Source organism: Pseudomonas sp. A (assembly GCF_056270345.1).
Map to the genome: position 1 here is coordinate 1,478,914 of NZ_CM149873.1, position 16,835 is coordinate 1,495,748.

A 16,835-nucleotide genomic window follows, 5' to 3' on the forward strand; every position below is an offset into this window, starting at 1 on the left:
GGGTGTCATGCGCCGTGCACGGCGTCGCTGTCTTGTTGGCGTTGCTTGCAGGTCTTGAAGCCCTTGGCGTCGACATGGCCGGTGGCGTCGAAGCGCACGTAGTAGGGTTGCTGGTGGCCATCGCGGTTGAGGATGTAGTCGTTGCAGGTGCCGCCGTGGGGCAGGTCGATGACATTCGACGGGCTGCCGCCGATGGCGATGACCTTCTGCATGGTCATGCCGTGCTCGACCTGCTTGACCAGCGGCTCGTCGCGGTAGGTGACGTAGTCCACCGGGTTTTCCGGGCGGCTGCCGCAGGCGGCGAGAGTGGCGCTTGCCAGAAGGATGGCCAGGGTTCGCTTGTACATGGTCCCGCTCCTTGCTCAGGGTCTGTTCTGCTTGGAACCGCGCGGCGCGCCGGGAGTTCGATTGCGCTTGTCTCCGATGGCGCTGTAGGGTGGGCCGGTCTGTTCACGGATGAGGGCAAGGGTGATGAGTCAGGAGCTGGCCACGCGTTATCCACTGGTGCTGGTGCCGGGCATGCTCGGCTTCGTGCGGGCGCTGGTCTATCCCTACTGGTTCGGCATCGTTCCGGCATTGCGTCGGGGCGGCGCGCAGGTGTTCCCGGTGCAGGTGTCGCCGCTGCATTCCAGCGAGGTGCGGGGCGAGCAGTTGCTCGGCATCATCGAGGAGGTCTGCCAGCGCACGGGGGCCGACAAGGTCAACCTGATCGGCCATAGCCAGGGCGCGCTCAGTGCCCGTTATGCGGCGGCGAAGCGGCCTGACCGGGTGGCTTCGGTGACATCGGTGGCCGGCCCCAACCATGGCTCGGAGCTGGCCGACCATCTCGAACGCACGGCACCTGGTGACTCTGTCCGGGGGCGCATCCTCAAGGCCGTGCTGCATGGCTTCGCTGTGATGCTGGGTTGGCTGGAGACCGGCTGGCGCCGCGATCCGCTGCCGATCGACGTGCATGCTTCGCACCAGTCGCTGACCAGTGCCGGGGTGGCGCTGTTCAACCAGGCTTATCCACAGGGGCTGCCCGAGGTCTGGGGCGGCGAGGGGGCGCCGCAAGTGAACGGCGTGCGCTATTACTCATGGTCCGGAACCCTGCAGCCTGGGCGTACCGACCAGGGCCTGAACCGTTTTGACGGCAGCAACCGATTTTGCCGGCTGTTCGCCCGCAGCTTCGTCAGGGAGAAGGGGCAATGTGACGGCATGGTTGGGCGTTTCAGCTCGCACCTGGGGCAGGTGATTGGCGATGACTATCCGCTCGATCATCTGGATATCGTCAACCAGTCGCTGGGCGCGGTGGGCAAGGGTGCCGAGCCGGTGCGACTGTTTACCGAGCATGCCGCCCGGCTCAAGGCTGCTGGGTTGTGACGAACCCGGGGGCTGCCTCGCAGCCCTTTCGCGGCACAAGGCCGCTCCTACAGACGAACGCAATCCCCCTGTAGGAGCGGCCTTGTGCCGCGAAAGGAGCGCAAAGCGCTCCCATCTGTCAACGCCGCACAGGCGTGGTCCAACGCTCGGCCAACAGCACGCCGACTAATGTCAGCACACCGCCAACCAGGTGATAACTGGCCAACTGCTCATTCAGCACCACTGCCGCGATCACCGCCGTCACCACCGGCAGCAGGTTGAAGAACAGCGTGGTCCGGCTCGGCCCCAGGCGATGCACCGCCTGCATCCACACCCGCGGCGCGACCATCGAGGCCAACAGGCCGGCATACAGCACCAGGCCAATGTTGTGGCCGTTCAACCCGGTCTTGGGCGACAGCAGGAACAGCGGCAGCAACACCAGGATCGCCACCAGCACCTGCAGGTACAGCAGTTGCAGCGGCGGCAGGCGCAGTTGCCATTTCTTCAGCAGGAAGCTGTACAGCGCATAGGCGAGGGTGGCCACCAGCATCATCAGGTCGCCAGCGTTCAGCCCCTGGTGCAGCAGCACGCCGGGTTGCCCGGCCGAGACCACCTCCAGCACGCCGAAGAACGACACCAGCGCGCCCAGTAGCGCGCCATAGGTCAGACGCTGGCCGAGCCAGGCGATGGACAGGGCCAGCGACATCAACGGCATCAACGAGAGAATGATGCCCATGTTGGTGGCGCTGGTGATGGCGGCGGCGAAGTAGGCCAGGCTCTGGTAGATGGCCATGCCCAGCACGCCCAGCACGAAGATCTTGCCCAGGTGCGGGCGGATCGCCGCGCGGTTGCGCCAGACCTGGGGCAGCAGGAACGGGGTGAACAGCAGGCCGGCCAGCAGCCAGCGGTAGAAGCCGATCTCGGCGGGGAAGATGGCCCCGGCGGACATCTTGGTGACCACGGTGTTGCCGGCCCAGATGAGGATGGCGATGAGGGGGAAGAGGTAGTTCATGATGATTCTCGAGTTGCGGTTGACCCGTGGGAGCGAGGCAAGCCCGCTCCCACGTGGCGGCCATTATCGCTTGTCTGTTCAAATGCCTATACTTCCATCCAGACAACTCGCCCCGCGAAGCAGACAGCATGACCCGCAAGTACCTCGACATTCCGCAATTCGACCGGCTCCCCGCCCCGGTCTACTTTCGCTACGACGAATTCGGCGCCGATACCCACAGCCCGCCGCACCGTCACCCCTGGGGCCAGCTCAACTACGCCTCCCATGGCCTGATGCACCTGGACGTCGAGGGCCAGCGCTTCATCTCGCCCCCGCACTACGCCGTCTGGGTGCCGCCGGACACCGAGCACGGCTGCTACAACCCCCAGGCCATCATCTACCGCTCGGTCTACCTGGAGCGCAGCCTGTGTGCCGAGTTGCCGGACCAGCCCTGCAGCCTGGTGATCAGCGATATCCTCAAGGCGATCCTCGGCGACTTCGCCCGCCGCGACTTGCACATCGCCCAGGACGAGCGCGACCAACGCCTGATCCAGGTATTGATCGACCAGTTGCACCTGGCACCGACGCAGACCTGCTACCTGCCGTTCGCCCGCGGCGACAGCCTGCGCCAGGTGCTCGAGGCGTTGCACGCGGAGCCTGGCGACAACCGTCCGCTCGGCCATTGGGCCGGGCAGGTGCATGTCAGCGAGCGCACCCTGGCCCGGCAGTTCCTGCGCGAGCTGGGCATGAGCTTCGGCGAATGGCGCTTGCGCCTGCGCTTTCTGCGGGCCATCGAGGCGCTCGAGGCGGGCACGCCGATCCAGGCCATCGCCTTCGACCTCGGCTACAGCAGCGCTTCGGCCTTCATCGCCATGTTCCAGCGCCAGGCCAATTGCACCCCGGAGCAGTACCGGCGGCGGGCGCGGACAGAGATGTAAGAATTCTTGTCTACACTCAGCTGCGACGAGCGCGCATCCGGCGCGCAGGCAAGGAGACCACTCCATGAAGCTGCTGCACGTACCCCTGCTGGTATTGGGCCTGTTGATCGCGGGCCAAGGGTTCGCCGCCACCACGCAACAGGAAAAGATGAAGACCTGCAACGCCGACGCCACCACCAAGGCGCTCAAGGGCGATGAGCGCAAGGCGTTCATGAGCACCTGCCTGAAAAAGGATGTGCCGCAGACCCAGCAGGAGAAGATGAAGACCTGCAACGCCGACGCCACCACCAAGGCGCTCAAGGGCGATGAACGCAAGACCTTCATGAGTGACTGCCTGAAGAAGAAATGACCTGCGCCTATGCCTCTGCCGTGAAGGCTGGCAGACTGCGGGACTTTCCGCTGTCTGCCGTTGAGGCTGTATGACTTTCACTCCCCGCCAGGTCACCCTGGCCAGCTGGATCATCGTCATGGCGGGCCTGTTGCTGGCGCTGCCGCTGAAGCTGCTGCCGAGCCTGCTGGCCGGCCTGCTGGTCTACGAGCTGGTCAACATGCTCACCCCGCGGCTGCAACCGCTGATCGCCGGGCAGCGCGCACGCTGGCTGGCGGTGGCGCTGCTCGGCACCCTGGTGGTGAGCACGCTGACGTTGCTGATCGCCGGCGCCTTCAGTTTCCTGCTGCACGAGGCCGAGAATCCCGGCGCCTCGCTGGACAAGTTCATGGGCCTGGTCGAGCGCGCCCGTGGCCAGTTGCCGCCGTTCATCGAAGCCTACCTGCCGGCCAGCGCCGCCGAGTTCAAGGTGGCCATCGGCGACTGGATCAAGAGCCACCTGAGCGACCTGCAACTGGTGGGCAAGGGCATGGCGCACATGTTCGTGACCCTGCTGATCGGCATGATCCTCGGCGCCATCGTCGCCCTGCAGCGCATTCCCGACATTTCCCGGCGCAAGCCCCTGGCGGCGGCGCTGTTCGAACGCCTGAGCCTGCTGGTGCAGGCGTTTCGCAACATCGTCTTCGCGCAGATCAAGATCTCGCTGCTCAACACCGTCTTCACCGGTATCTTCCTGGCCGTGGTGTTGCCGCTGTTCGGCGTGCACCTGCCGTTGACCAAGACGCTGATCGTGCTCACCTTCCTGCTCGGGCTGCTGCCGGTGATCGGCAACCTGATGTCCAACACCCTGATCACCATCGTCGGGTTGTCGCTGTCGATCTGGGTGGCGATGGCGGCGCTGGGGTACCTGATCGTGATCCACAAGGTCGAATACTTCCTCAACGCGCGGATCGTCGGCGGGCAGATCAGTGCCAAGGCCTGGGAGCTGCTGCTGGCGATGCTGGTGTTCGAGGCGGCGTTCGGGCTGCCGGGGGTGGTGGCGGGGCCGATCTATTACGCGTACCTGAAGAGTGAGTTGAAGCGGGCGGAGTTGGTTTGACAGATTGCTGGGGCTGCGTTGCAGCCCTTTCGCGGCACAAGGCCGCTCCTACAGAAGAGCGCGTCCCCCTGTAGGAGCGGCCTTGTGCCGCGAAAGGGCGCGCAACGCGGCCCCAGGATGGCTCAGGCCGCGCCGTAACGCTTGCGTGCCTCGATCGCCAAGCCGCTACCGATGCTGCCGAAGATATTGCCTTCCACATGCCGCGCATTGGGCAGCATCGCCGCCACGCTGTTGCGCAGCGCCGGAATGCCGCTGGAACCACCGGTGAAGAACACCGTGTCCACCTGCCCCTCGCTGACGCCGGCCTTGGCCAGCAATTCGCTCACGCTGCCGCGCACCCGCTCCAGCAGCCCGCCGATGGCGTCTTCGAACAGCGCCCGGGTCAACTCGGCCGACAGCTCCGGCTCGATGCGGCCAAAGTCGATGCAGCGGCTGTCACGGTCGGTCAGCTCGATCTTGCTGGCCTCCACTTCCATCGCCAGCCAGTGCCCGGCGCGCTGTTCGATCAGGTTGAACAGGCGGTCGATTCCGAGCGTGTCCTCGATGTCATAGCGCATGTTGCCCAGGGCCAGCTGCGATTTCTGCGCATACAGGGCGTTGATGGTGTGCCAGGTGGCCAGGTTGAGGTGGTAGCTGGTGGGCATCAGCGCACCGCTCTTCATCCGGCTGCCGTAGCCGAACAGCGGCATCACGCCCTGCAGGCTCAGCTGCTTGTCGAAGTCGGTACCGCCGATGTGCACGCCGCCGGTGGCGAGGATGTCGTCCTGGCGCTCGGCCACCTGGTGGCGCTCCGGTGACAGGCGGATCAGGGTAAAGTCCGAGGTACCACCGCCGATATCGACAATCAGTACCAGCTCTTCACGGCTGATGCCCGACTCGTAGTCGAACGCCGCGGCGATGGGCTCGTACTGGAACGACACATCCTTGAAGCCGATCTTGCGCGCAACCTCCGCCAGGGTGTCCTCGGCCTCCTGGTCGGCGGCCGGGTCTTCGTCGACGAAGAACACCGGGCGGCCCAGCACCACCTGGTCGAATTCACGGCCGGCATCGGCTTCGGCGCGCTTTTTCAGCTCGCCGATGTACATGCCCAGCAGGTCCTTGAACGGCAGGGCGCTGCCCAGCACGCTGGTGTCGTGCTTGATCAGCTTGGAGCCCAGCAGGCTCTTGAGCGAGCGCATCAGGCGGCCTTCGTAGCCTTCCAGGTACTCGTGCAGGGCCAGGCGACCGTACACCGGGCGACGCTCCTCGATGTTGAAGAAGACCACCGACGGCAGGGTGATCTTGCCGTCTTCCAGGGCGATCAGCGATTCGACGCCCGGGCGGTGCCAGCCAACCGTGGAGTTGGAGGTGCCGAAGTCGATGCCAAGGGCGCGGGCCGGGGATACGTCAGACATGGGGGAGAGCTTCCGGAGGCAAAACGGCCGCGCAGTTTATGCCAGTCTGCGGCTAAATCAAGACCGGTCGTCTGCGATAGCGCAACCCCGGATGAACCTTGAAAGGCTATGCTTGACCCCAATCTTCAGTAGCAATACGTACATTCACATCGGTGATCCATAGATGGACTTCAAAGACTATTACAAGATACTCGGCGTCGAGGCGAGCGCGGACGAGAAGGCGATCAAGGCCGCGTACCGCAAGCTCGCGCGCAAGTATCACCCCGACGTCAGCAAGGAGCGTGACGCCGAGGACAAGTTCAAGGAGGCCAACGAGGCCTACGAAGTGCTTGGCGACAAGGACAAGCGCGCCGAGTACGACGAAATCCGCAAGTATGGCGGCCAGCATGGTCGGCCGTTCCAGGCACCGCCCGGCTGGCAGTCCCGTGGCGGCAATGGCGGCGGCGGTGGCTTCGAGGGTGGTGATTTCTCCGATTTCTTCAGCTCGATCTTCGGCGCCCGGGGCGGCAACCCCTTCGGTGGCGGCGGTGGCCGGCAACAACGCAGTGCCGGCAGGCGAGGGCAGGACGTGGAGCTTGAACTTGCAGTGTTCCTCGAAGAGACCCTGAACAAGGAATCCAAGCAGATCAGCTTCCAGGTGCCACAGACCAACGGCGCCGGGCAGCGCACCGGCTTCACCACGAAAACGCTGAACGTGAAGATCCCTGCCGGGGTGACCGACGGCGAGCGCATCCGGCTCAAGGGCCAGGGCGCGCCGGGCGTGGGCGGTGGCGCCAATGGCGACCTGTTCCTGACCATCCGCATGGCACCGCACCCGCTGTTCGATGTCGAAGGCTATGACCTGATCATCACCGTGCCGCTGGCACCGTGGGAAGCGGCGCTCGGCGCCAAGGTGGCCGTGCCGACCCTGACCGGCAAGATCAACCTGACCATCCGCCCCGACAGCCAGAGCGGCCAACGCTTGCGGGTCAAGGGCATGGGCCTTTTGAACAAGCAGGGCGAGCGCGGCGACCTGTACGCCCAGCTCAAGGTGGTCATGCCCGCCCAGTCCGATGACGCAGCTCGCGCATTGTGGACCCAGCTCTCCGAGAAAGCCGCGTTCAATCCGAGGACTCAATGGAGTAAGTGATCATGAGCAGCACCCTGATCGTTCAACTGGACATGCGTACCCTGTGCCAGGAAGCCGATGTGTCGGCCGACTGGGTGATCGAGATCGTCGAGCACGGCATTGTCGAACCGTCGGGGCGAACGCCCGAAGAGTGGGTGTTCGATGACCGCGCGCCGGTGACGTTGAAGCGCGCGGTGAAGCTGCATCAGGAGCTTGAGTTGGAGTGGGAAGGGGTGGCGCTGGCGTTGGAATTGCTGGAAGAGGTGCAGCAGTTGCGTAGCGAGAACAGCATGTTGAAGCAGCGGTTGGGCAGGTTTACCCAAATGTAGCTGGGGCTGCTGCGCAGCCCTTTCGCGGCACAAGGCCGCTCCTACAAGGGATCGCGCTCGCCTGTAGGAGCGGCCTTGTGCCGCGAAAGGGGCGCAGAGCGCCCCCAACTTCACGAAGCTTTCGCAATCACTTTGAAGTACAGCGCTGTCGCCCGGTAAACCCCCTCCGGCCCGCAGGCATAATCCGGAATCTCCCCCGCCTTGCTGTACCCCAGCGCTCGATAGAACGCTTCCGCCCCAGACCCCGCCTCGGTATCGAGAAACAACATCCCCCGCCCGATCCGCCGCGCATCAGCCTCCAGCACCCCCATCAACTGCTGCCCCAACCCACGCCGCCTTGCATCGCTGTGCACCAGCAACTTCTGCACTTCGCCCCGGTTCAGCCCATTGGGCTTCAGGCACAACCCCAGCTGCACACTACCCAGCACTTCCTGCCCCTGGGCAATGACCCAGAGCAGTTGCTCGCCACCGGCCAGCTTTGCCTTCACCTCATCGAAGTAGGCCTTGGCCTGCTGCTCGTTGATATCGGCCAGAAACCCCACCGACGCGCCCTGTCGCACCGCATCGAGTAAAAGGGCCACCAGCCCGTCGCGGTAGTACGCCAGGCCTTCGTGGGTGACGCGGTGCAGCTGGGCTGTATTCATGGGCTTCAGTTCCTTGAAGGGGGAAGGGTGTTGCCATCCAGGTAAAGCTGCATGAAGGTCAGGTCCAGCCAGCGCCCAAACTTCACCCCCACCTGCGGCATCTGCCCGGTGATGCTGAAGCCCAGGCGTTCGTGCAGGCGGATCGATGCGGCATTGCCGCTCTCGATGGCAGCGACCATCACATGTTTGTCGCAAAGGCGCGCCCGTTCGATCAGCGCTTCCATCAGGACGGGGCCCAGGCCCTTGCCGCGTTGGTCGCCACGCACGTACACCGAGTGCTCGACGGTATGGCGGAAACCCTCGAACGGCCGCCAGTCGCCAAATGAGGCATAGCCCAGCACACCGCTGTCGTCCACCGCCACCAGGATCGGGTAGCCCTGCTGCGCGCGGGCCTCGAACCAGGTCAGGCGATTGCCCAGGTCCACGGGGGTCTCGTTCCAGATCGCCGTGGTGTTGGCCACGGCGTCGTTGTAGATGTCGAGGATGCCCGGCACGTCGTTGATCAGGGCGTCGCGGATCTGGTAACTCATGACAGCGTCTCGCAAGGGAAGTGGTTGCAGATTAAATGGTAACCAGGCCGCGCACACCTTCGGCCTGCATGTTTTCACCCCGGCCGCGCTGGACGATTTCGCCGCGGGCCATGACCAAATACTGGTCGGCCAGCTCCTCGGCGAAGTCGTAGAATTGTTCCACCAGCAGGATGGCCATGTCGCCCCGGTCGGCGAGCTTGCGGATCACCGCGCCGATCTCCTTGATCACCGACGGCTGGATGCCTTCGGTGGGCTCGTCGAGGATCAGCAGGCGCGGGCGGCTGGCCAGGGCGCGACCGATGGCCAGCTGTTGCTGCTGGCCACCGGAGAGGTCGCCGCCACGGCGTTGTTTCATCTGCGCAAGCACCGGGAACAGTTCGTAGATGAAGGCCGGCACTTCACGTGCCTCGCGGGCGGGGAAGCGCGACAGGCCCATCAGCAGGTTTTCCTCGACGCTCAGGCGCGGGAAGATCTCGCGGCCCTGGGGCACGTAGGCGATGCCGGCGTGGACCCTTTGCTGGGGCTTGAGCGTGGTGATCGGTTTGCCTTCCCATTCCATGCGGCCCTCGCGGGCCGGCAGCAGGCCCATCAGGCAGCGCAGCAGGGTGGTCTTGCCCACGCCGTTGCGGCCCAGCAGGCAGGTGACCTCGCCGACCTTGGCCTCGAAGGACAGGCCGCGCAGGATGTGGCTGCCGCCGTAGTATTGGTGCAGGGTGTCGATCTTGAGCATGTGTTGTCCCTGAAATGTCTGCTTTGCCTGTGCCGGCCTCTTCGCGGGTAAACCCGCTCCCACAGGAACTGCGAGCGCATCGATCCCTGTGGGAGCGGGTTTACCCGCGAAAGGGCCGGCACTGGCACCCAAAATCCAAAGCCGATCACCGGCCGAGATACACCTCGACCACCCGCTCATCCTCCTGCACCTGCGCCAGCGACCCTTCCGCCAGCACGCTGCCCTGGTGCAGCACCGTCACATGGTCGGCGATGCTGCCGACGAAGCCCATGTCATGCTCCACCACCATCAGCGAATGCCGACCCGCCAACGAACGAAACAGCTCGGCGGTGAATTCGGTCTCGGCATCGGTCATCCCCGCCACCGGCTCGTCGAGCAGCAGCAACCTCGGCTCCTGCACCAGCAGCATGCCGATCTCCAGGAACTGTTTCTGCCCATGGGACAACAACCCCGCCTGGCGCTGGGCCAGGGGCAGCAGGCGCAGGGTGGCCAGCACTTCCTCGATGCGCTGGCGCTGTTCGCCGGACAACCGTGCCACCAGGCTAGCCCACACCGACTTGTCGGCCTTGAGCGCCAGCTCCAGGTTCTCGAACACCGTCAGCGCCTCGAACACCGTGGGCTTCTGGAACTTGCGGCCAATACCGGCCTGGGCGATCTGGCATTCGCTCATGCGGGTCAGGTCGAGGGTGTCGCCGAAAAACGCGGTGCCGCTGTCGGGCCGAGTCTTGCCGGTGATCACATCCATCATGGTGGTCTTGCCGGCGCCATTGGGGCCGATGATGCAGCGCAGCTCGCCGACGCCGATGTACAGGTTCAGCTCGTTGAGCGCCTTGAAGCCATCGAAGCTGACGCTGATGCCCTCCAGGCTCAGCACCGTGCCGTGGCGGGTGTCGAGCCCGGCCTCGCGGCGCCGACCGAGGCCAATGGCCTCGCGACCGCTGCCGATCTGGTCGAATATCGGTTCCAGCATGAATTCCGGATGCACCGGGGGCACGCTTCTCATGGCTGGCTCCTTTTCTTCACAAGGCCGACCACGCCCTTGGGCAGGTACAGGGTGACGAGGATGAACAGCGCACCGAGGAAGAACAGCCAGTACTCGGGGAACGCCACGGTGAACCAGCTCTTCATGCCATTGACCAGGCCGGCGCCAAGCAGCGGCCCGATCAGCGTGCCGCGCCCTCCCAGGGCTACCCACACGGCGGCCTCGATGGAGTTGGTCGGCGACATTTCGCTGGGGTTGATGATGCCCACTTGCGGCACATACAGCGCCCCGGCCAGGCCGCACAGCACGGCGCTGAGCACCCACACCAGCAGCTTGAAGCCGCGTGGGTCGTAACCGCAGAACATCAGGCGGTTTTCCGCATCGCGTACGGCGGTGAGCAGGCGACCGAACTTGCTCTGGGTCAGGCGCCAGCACAGGAACAGGCTGCCCAGCAGCAGGCCGACCGTGAGCAGGAACAGCGCGGCCCGGGTGCCCTGGGCGGTGATGTCGAAACCAAGGATGGTGCGGAAATTGGTGAAGCCGTTGTTGCCGCCAAAACCGGTCTCGTTGCGGAAGAACAACAGCATGCCGGCGAAGGTCAGGGCTTGGGTCATGATCGAGAAGTACACGCCCTTGATCCGCGAGCGGAAGGCGAAGAAGCCGAACACCAGCGCCAGCAACCCCGGCGCCAGCACCACCAGGCACAGCGCCCAGGCGAAATACTGGGTGCCGGCCCAGTACCAGGGCAGCTCGCTCCACGACAGGAAGGTCATGAACCCCGGCAGCCCATCGCCGGCCGCCTGGCGCATCAGGTACATGCCCATGGCATAGCCGCCCAGGGCGAAGAACAGGCCGTGGCCCAGCGACAGCAGCCCGGCATAGCCCCACACAAGGTCCAGGGCCAGGGCGACGATGGCGTAGCAGAGGATCTTGCCGACCAAGGTCAGGGTATAGGCCGAGACCTGCAAGGAGTGCCCGTCGGGCAGCAGCGACAGCAGCGGCAGGGCCAGCAGCACCAGGACGACAACGGCGCCGACGGCCAGCGACACCCGGGTGCCGGCCTTGCGCGTGGCAGTGACAATCAATGGCTGGTTCATCAGTCGATTACCCGTCCCTTGAGGGCGAACAGGCCTTGCGGGCGCTTCTGGATGAACAGAATGATCAGCGCAAGGATGAGGATCTTGCCCAGCACCGCACCGATCTGCGGCTCCAGCAGTTTGTTGGCGATACCCAGCCCGAAGGCCGCCCACAGGCTGCCGGCCAGTTGGCCGACGCCGCCGAGCACCACCACCAGGAACGAGTCGATGATGTAGCTCTGGCCCAGGTCCGGCCCCACGTTGCCGACCTGGCTCAGGGCCACGCCGCCAAGCCCGGCGATGCCGGAGCCGAGGCCGAAGGCGAGCATGTCGACGCGCCCGGTGGACACTCCGCAGCAGGCCGCCATGTTGCGGTTCTGGGTGACGGCGCGCACGTTCAGGCCCAGCCGCGTGCGGTTGAGCAGCAACCAGGTGAGCAGCACCACCGCCAGGGCGAAGCCGATGATCACCAGGCGGTTGTACGGCAGCACCAGGTTGGGCAGCACCTGGATGCCGCCCGACAGCCAGGCTGGGTTGCTCACCTCGACGTTCTGCGCGCCGAAGATCAGCCGCACGGCCTGGATCAGGATCAGGCTGATGCCCCATGTCGCCAGCAGGGTTTCCAGCGGCCGGCCATATAGGTGGCGGATCACGGTGCGCTCCAGGGCCATGCCGACGCCCGCGCTGACGGAGAAGGCCACCGGCAGGGCGATCAGCGGATAGAACTCGATGGCGCCCGGGGCATAGCGTTGCAGCAGTACCTGGACCATGTAGGTGCTGTAGGCGCCGAGCATCAGCATTTCGCCGTGGGCCATGTTGATCACCCCCAACAGGCCGAAGGTGATCGCCAGGCCCAGCGCCGCCAGCAGCAGGATCGAGCCCAGCGACAGGCCGCTGAAGGCCTGGCCGAGCAATTCACCGACCAGCAGCTTGCGCTGCACCTGTGCCAGGCTGGTTTCGGCGGCGGTGCGTACGGCGGCGTCGGTTTCCGCGTCGGGTTGCAGAAGGGCTTCGAGGCGGGTGCGGGCCAGCGGGTCGCCGGTTTCACCGAGCAGACGCACGGCTGCCAGGCGTACCGCGGGCTCGCTGGCGCCCAGTTGCAGGTTGGCCAGGGCCAGGCCGAGGGCCGCGTGCACGGCGGCGTCTGGCTCGCTGGCGTAGCGGCGGTCGAGGAAGGCCATCTGCGCGGGTTGCGCGGTTTTCTGCAGTTGCTGGGCGGCGGCCAGGCGCACGCTGGCTTGGTCGCTGAGCAGTCGATGGCTGGCCAGTGCGTTGTCGATCAGGCCGCGCAGGCGGTTGTTCAGGCGCAGTTTGCGGGTGTCGTTTTCGGCGATGCGGCCCTGGCGCAGGTTGTCCAGCAGCGGTAGGCGGGCGGCATCAGGTTGCGCGGCCCAGGTTTCGAGCAGGTTGGCCTGTTCGGCGGGCTTGGCGCTGAGGAAGAATTCGCCCTCGCCGGCTTGGGATGCCAGGGGCAGAAGTAGGAGGAGGGTGAGCAGGAGTCTGAGCATGCGAGTAATCCTGGAAATCGGCGGTGGATTCTTCGCGGGTAAACCCGCTCCCACAGGTAGGGTGCAAGGTCTGAAACCTGTGCGGTCCCTGTGGGAGCGGGTTTACCCGCGAATGGGCCGCAGCGCGGCCCCATGCACTCAGTTACCTTTCACCGCATAATCCGGCCGCTTGTCATTCCCCGGAATGAACGGGCTCCAAGGCTGCGCCCGCAGCGGCTCCTCGGTCTGCCACACCACACTGAACTGCCCGTCATCCTGGATCTCGCCGATCATCACCGGCTTGTGCAGGTGGTGGTTGCTCTTGTCCATGGTCAGGGTGAAGCCCGACGGCGCCTTGAAGCTCTGCCCGGCCAGCGCCTCGCGCACCTTGTCCACATCGGTGCTGCCGGCCTTCTGCGCCGCCTGCGCCCACATGTGGATACCGACGTAGGTGGCCTCCATCGGGTCGTTGGTCACCGCCTTGTCGGCCCCCGGCAGGCCCTTGGCCTTGGCGTAGGCCTTCCAGTCGGCGACGAACTTCTGGTTCACCGGGTTATCCACAGACTCGAAGTAGTTCCACGCCGCCAGGTGGCCCACCAGCGGCTTGGTGTCGATGCCGCGCAGCTCCTCCTCACCCACCGAGAACGCCACCACCGGCACATCGGTGGCCTTCAGCCCCTGGTTGGCCAGCTCCTTGTAGAACGGCACGTTGGAGTCGCCGTTGACCGTGGAAATGACCGCCGTCTTGCCGCCAGCCGAGAACTTCTTGATGTTGGCGACGATGGTCTGGTAATCGGCGTGACCGAACGGCGTGTAGACCTCTTCGATGTCCTTGTCGGCCACGCCCTTGCTGTGCAGGAAGGCGCGCAGGATCTTGTTGGTGGTGCGCGGGTAGACGTAGTCGGTGCCCAGCAGGAAGAAGCGCTTGGCGCCGCCGCCGTCCTCGCTCATCAGGTATTCCACGGCCGGGATCGCCTGTTGGTTGGGCGCGGCACCGGTGTAGAACACGTTCGGCGACATCTCCTCACCCTCGTACTGCACCGGGTAGAACAGCAGGCCGTTGAGCTCCTCGAACACCGGCAGCACCGACTTGCGCGACACCGAGGTCCAGCAGCCGAACACCACCGCCACCTTGTCCTGGGTCAGCAGCTGGCGGCTCTTCTCGGCGAACAGCGGCCAGTTGGACGCCGGGTCCACCACCACTGCCTCGAGCTGCTTGCCGTTGACCCCGCCCTTGGCGTTGATCTCGTCGATGGTCATCAGCGCCATGTCCTTGAGCGAGGTCTCGGAAATCGCCATGGTCCCCGACAGCGAATGCAGGATGCCGACCTTGATGGTCTCGGCGGCCTGGATGCTCCAGCTCAGGCCCATCGCGGCGATCGATGCGCTGAGGGTGAAGGCCTTGATCAGACTGCGTCGCTTCATGTGCTCACTCCGATGTGATGGTGGGTGTTGGCCAGGTCGGAGAGTGCAAAGGCTGTGCCGAGCGATGGAAAGTGCGTGATAGAGCGGTTGTGCGACGAATCGGGGCGTAGGGAGGGGCCAGGATGGTGCTTGCAGGTTGGGCCTGCACAGGATTGGGGCCGGGGGCGATGAACACTTTTGACACATAAGCGGTACTTGAGTACCGTGCCGCACCGCAGTAGTTTCTGCGGTTCGGGATTGGCGTCCCGTATTCAGAGAGATCGAGCACTGGCGCACCTTGCGGCGGTGTTCTGCATGGCTGCACCCGTTATGGGCGGAGTCGTGTGGGGGAGCCTTCGGGCTCACCGGTTCTCTCTGCCGGCACGCCAACCTCGCACGGCTTCGCTCACCCATCCTGGCGTATGGGCGCGGAGCTTCTAAAAGAGAGAGCTGCAAGGAGATGCACCATGCTCAAGAAGATCGTTCCAGATCCACCGTTCGCATTTGTCGAGATCGCCACCTTTCATCGAGAGGTGCAGCCATGAACCAGGAATCGCTGGTCAACCACAGTCCCCGCAAATCACGTCCCGTCACCGCTTGTTCCCACTTCGGCACCTGCAATCACGCCCATGATCCGATTCTCTCGGTACGTGCTGGCGTTGATAGCGAGGATGCGCTGGTGTGCGCCGTGGCGGCGTTGAAGGCGGCGTATGAGACCAATGCTGCCGCATTGGAGAAGGCGGGAGAGCCGTTGCGCAGTTTGCTGACGGCGACGGAGAACTCGCTGGAGAAAGGTTTGGCGCTGGCCGAGGCGGTGCTTGAGGGGTTGGAGCAGGGTTAGCCCTGGGGCTGCTTTGCAGCCCTTTCGCGGCACAAGGCCGCTCCTACACAGGGGGAGCGCGATCATCTGTAGGAGCGGCCTTGTGCCGCGAAAGGGCCGCGCAGCGGCCCCATTGGCCGGATCAGTTATTAGAGGCTTCACGCACCGCCGCACGCGGCTGACGCCTGCTGCGCACGAACTGATAGGTCACCGCCAGAATCACGAACCAGATCGGCGTCACCACCAGCGCCGAGCGCGTATCCGCTTCCAGGCTCAACAGCACCAGAATGCCGGCGAAGAACACCAGGCACACATAGCACATGAAACGCCCGCCCGGCATCTTGTAGGTGGACTGCTCATGCAGCGCCGCGCGCTGTTTGCGGTAGCTCAGGTACGACAGCAGGATCAGCGTCCACACGAACATGAACAGCACCGCCGACACCGTCGTCACCAGGGTGAAGGCTTCGATCACATTGGGTACCAGGTAGATCAGCACCGCGCCCAGCAGCAGGCAGGTGCAGGAGAAGTACAGGCCGTTGGCCGGCACCGCGCGGCGCGAGAGTTTCTCGAACGCCTTGGGCGCATCGCCCTCCTGGGCCAGGCCGAACAGCATGCGGCTGGTGGAGAACACGCCGCTGTTGGCCGACGAGGCCGCCGAGGTCAGCACCACGAAGTTGATGATGCTCGCCGCCGCCGGCAGGCCGGCCAGCACGAACAGCTCGACGAACGGGCTCTTGCCCGGCACCACGTCGCGCCATGGGGTCACCGCCATGATGGCGATCAGCGCCAGCACGTAGAACACGATGATGCGGATCGGGATCGAGTTGATCGCCCGCGGCAGGGTGCGCTCGGGGTTCTTCGCCTCGGCGGCGGTGGTGCCTACCAGCTCGATGCCGACGAAGGCGAACACGGCGATCTGGAAGCCGGCGAAGAAACCGAGCAGGCCGTTGGGGAACATACCGCCGTCATTCCACAGGTTGGCCAGGTTGGCGGTATGACCTGCTGGCGACTGGAAACCGGTGATGACCATGTACAGGCCAGTGGCGACCAGGCCCATGATGGCGATGATCTTGATCAGGGCGAACCAGAATTCCATCTCGCCGAACATCTTCACGGTCACCAGGTTCAGCGACAGCAGCAGGGCCACGCAGCTCAGCGCCGGTATCCACTGCGGCAGGTCCGGGAACCAGAACTGTGTATAGGCGGCGATCGCCACCACGTCGGCGATGCCGGTGACCACCCAGCAGAACCAGTAGGTCCAGCCGGTGAAGTAGCCGGCCCAGGGGCCGAGCAGGTCGGCGGAGAAATCGATGAACGACTTGTAGTTGAGATTCGACAGCAGCAGCTCGCCCATGGCGCGCATGACGAAGAACAGCATGAAGCCGATGATCATGTAGACGAAGATGATCGACGGGCCGGCCAGGCTGATGGTCTTGCCCGAGCCCATGAACAGGCCGGTGCCGATGGCGCCGCCAATGGCGATGAGCTGGATATGGCGGTTGGTCAGGTTGCGTTGCAGGTGCTGCTCTTCGGAGGGTGTCTGGGAGGTCCGGGTCATAGGCTGCATTCCATTGAGGGTCAGTCTTTTTGTGAGCGAAAGCCGAGTAGGCTATCACGTCGCGTTCCGATCGCAG

General features: G+C 64.8%; 18 protein-coding genes. 7 read left to right on the forward strand and 11 right to left on the reverse strand.

Annotated features, from left to right (window positions below; all coding sequences use genetic code 11):
* Positions 1-5: 5 nt before the first annotated feature.
* Positions 6-347 carry an osmotically-inducible lipoprotein OsmE gene (gene osmE / locus AC0MAZ_RS06665; RefSeq protein WP_028688233.1) on the reverse strand — a complete coding sequence of 114 codons (342 nt, stop codon included), beginning with the start codon at positions 345-347 and terminating at the stop codon, positions 6-8.
* 124 nt (positions 348-471) lie between these two features.
* Between osmE and AC0MAZ_RS06670 the strand changes: the two genes are divergently transcribed.
* A complete protein-coding gene (locus tag AC0MAZ_RS06670; protein WP_267813720.1) occupies positions 472-1,362 on the forward strand; it encodes a lipase family alpha/beta hydrolase in 891 nt (296 codons plus the stop codon).
* 118 nt (positions 1,363-1,480) lie between these two features.
* Here AC0MAZ_RS06670 and AC0MAZ_RS06675 read toward each other — a convergent pair whose 3' ends face one another.
* Complete coding sequence (locus tag AC0MAZ_RS06675) at positions 1,481-2,353, reverse strand: DMT family transporter (RefSeq protein WP_203648136.1); 873 nt, start codon at positions 2,351-2,353, stop codon at positions 1,481-1,483.
* A gap of 128 nt (positions 2,354-2,481) precedes the next feature.
* On the opposite strand from AC0MAZ_RS06675, the gene AC0MAZ_RS06680 reads away from it, so the two are divergent.
* The 3 genes from AC0MAZ_RS06680 to AC0MAZ_RS06690 all read left to right on the forward strand — a co-directional run bounded on the left by AC0MAZ_RS06680 (position 2,482) and on the right by AC0MAZ_RS06690 (position 4,697).
* Positions 2,482-3,270, forward strand: a complete 789-nt coding sequence (locus tag AC0MAZ_RS06680; RefSeq protein ID WP_232856574.1) for an AraC family transcriptional regulator — start codon at positions 2,482-2,484, stop codon at positions 3,268-3,270.
* Positions 3,271-3,334: 64 nt separating this feature from the next.
* Positions 3,335-3,619: a PsiF family protein gene (locus AC0MAZ_RS06685; protein WP_475860734.1), complete on the forward strand. Its 285-nt coding sequence runs from the start codon at positions 3,335-3,337 to the stop codon at positions 3,617-3,619.
* A 70-nt stretch (positions 3,620-3,689) separates the two neighbouring features.
* Positions 3,690-4,697 (forward strand): AI-2E family transporter, encoded by a 1,008-nt coding sequence (locus AC0MAZ_RS06690; RefSeq protein ID WP_110734957.1) that lies wholly within the window; start codon positions 3,690-3,692, stop codon positions 4,695-4,697.
* A gap of 122 nt (positions 4,698-4,819) precedes the next feature.
* On the opposite strand, the gene AC0MAZ_RS06695 is transcribed toward AC0MAZ_RS06690, so the two are convergent.
* The gene (locus AC0MAZ_RS06695) at positions 4,820-6,091 is read right to left on the reverse strand and encodes an Hsp70 family protein (protein ID WP_475860737.1); all 1,272 of its coding nucleotides are present in this window, start codon (positions 6,089-6,091) and stop codon (positions 4,820-4,822) included.
* A 163-nt stretch (positions 6,092-6,254) separates the two neighbouring features.
* Here AC0MAZ_RS06695 and cbpA point away from each other — a divergent pair, with 163 nt between their 5' ends.
* Positions 6,255-7,220 (forward strand): curved DNA-binding protein, encoded by a 966-nt coding sequence (gene cbpA / locus AC0MAZ_RS06700; RefSeq protein ID WP_475860739.1) that lies wholly within the window; start codon positions 6,255-6,257, stop codon positions 7,218-7,220.
* A gap of 2 nt (positions 7,221-7,222) precedes the next feature.
* Positions 7,223-7,528: a chaperone modulator CbpM gene (locus tag AC0MAZ_RS06705; protein WP_011535907.1), complete on the forward strand. Its 306-nt coding sequence runs from the start codon at positions 7,223-7,225 to the stop codon at positions 7,526-7,528.
* 110 nt (positions 7,529-7,638) lie between these two features.
* On the opposite strand, the gene AC0MAZ_RS06710 is transcribed toward AC0MAZ_RS06705, so the two are convergent.
* From AC0MAZ_RS06710 to urtA, 7 genes are all read right to left on the reverse strand, one after another.
* A complete protein-coding gene (locus AC0MAZ_RS06710) occupies positions 7,639-8,172 on the reverse strand; it encodes a GNAT family N-acetyltransferase (protein ID WP_475860741.1) in 534 nt (177 codons plus the stop codon).
* Between the two features lie 5 nt (positions 8,173-8,177).
* Positions 8,178-8,702, reverse strand: coding sequence for a GNAT family N-acetyltransferase (locus tag AC0MAZ_RS06715; protein WP_232856579.1), 525 nt, complete (start codon positions 8,700-8,702; stop codon positions 8,178-8,180).
* Positions 8,703-8,733: 31 nt separating this feature from the next.
* Positions 8,734-9,432: an urea ABC transporter ATP-binding subunit UrtE gene (urtE, locus tag AC0MAZ_RS06720; protein WP_475860742.1), complete on the reverse strand. Its 699-nt coding sequence runs from the start codon at positions 9,430-9,432 to the stop codon at positions 8,734-8,736.
* A gap of 145 nt (positions 9,433-9,577) precedes the next feature.
* Positions 9,578-10,435 carry an urea ABC transporter ATP-binding protein UrtD gene (urtD, locus tag AC0MAZ_RS06725; protein WP_475860743.1) on the reverse strand — a complete coding sequence of 286 codons (858 nt, stop codon included), beginning with the start codon at positions 10,433-10,435 and terminating at the stop codon, positions 9,578-9,580.
* A complete protein-coding gene (gene urtC, locus AC0MAZ_RS06730; RefSeq protein ID WP_203648126.1) occupies positions 10,432-11,511 on the reverse strand; it encodes an urea ABC transporter permease subunit UrtC in 1,080 nt (359 codons plus the stop codon). Before urtC ends, urtD begins: the two co-directional genes overlap by 4 nt.
* Entirely contained in the window at positions 11,511-12,998 is a 1,488-nt protein-coding gene (urtB, locus tag AC0MAZ_RS06735; RefSeq protein ID WP_475860744.1) for an urea ABC transporter permease subunit UrtB, read from the reverse strand. The genes urtC and urtB overlap by 1 nt, the downstream gene beginning before the upstream one ends.
* Positions 12,999-13,136: 138 nt before the next feature.
* Entirely contained in the window at positions 13,137-14,402 is a 1,266-nt protein-coding gene (urtA, locus tag AC0MAZ_RS06740; protein ID WP_475860745.1) for an urea ABC transporter substrate-binding protein, read from the reverse strand.
* 520 nt (positions 14,403-14,922) lie between these two features.
* On the opposite strand from urtA, the gene AC0MAZ_RS06745 reads away from it, so the two are divergent.
* Positions 14,923-15,222 carry a hypothetical protein gene (locus AC0MAZ_RS06745; RefSeq protein WP_186713780.1) on the forward strand — a complete coding sequence of 100 codons (300 nt, stop codon included), beginning with the start codon at positions 14,923-14,925 and terminating at the stop codon, positions 15,220-15,222.
* Between the two features lie 121 nt (positions 15,223-15,343).
* On the opposite strand, the gene cycA is transcribed toward AC0MAZ_RS06745, so the two are convergent.
* On the reverse strand, positions 15,344-16,759 hold the full coding sequence (cycA, locus tag AC0MAZ_RS06750) for a D-serine/D-alanine/glycine transporter (protein ID WP_475860746.1): 1,416 nt from the start codon (positions 16,757-16,759) through the stop codon (positions 15,344-15,346).
* Positions 16,760-16,835 lie beyond the last annotated feature (76 nt).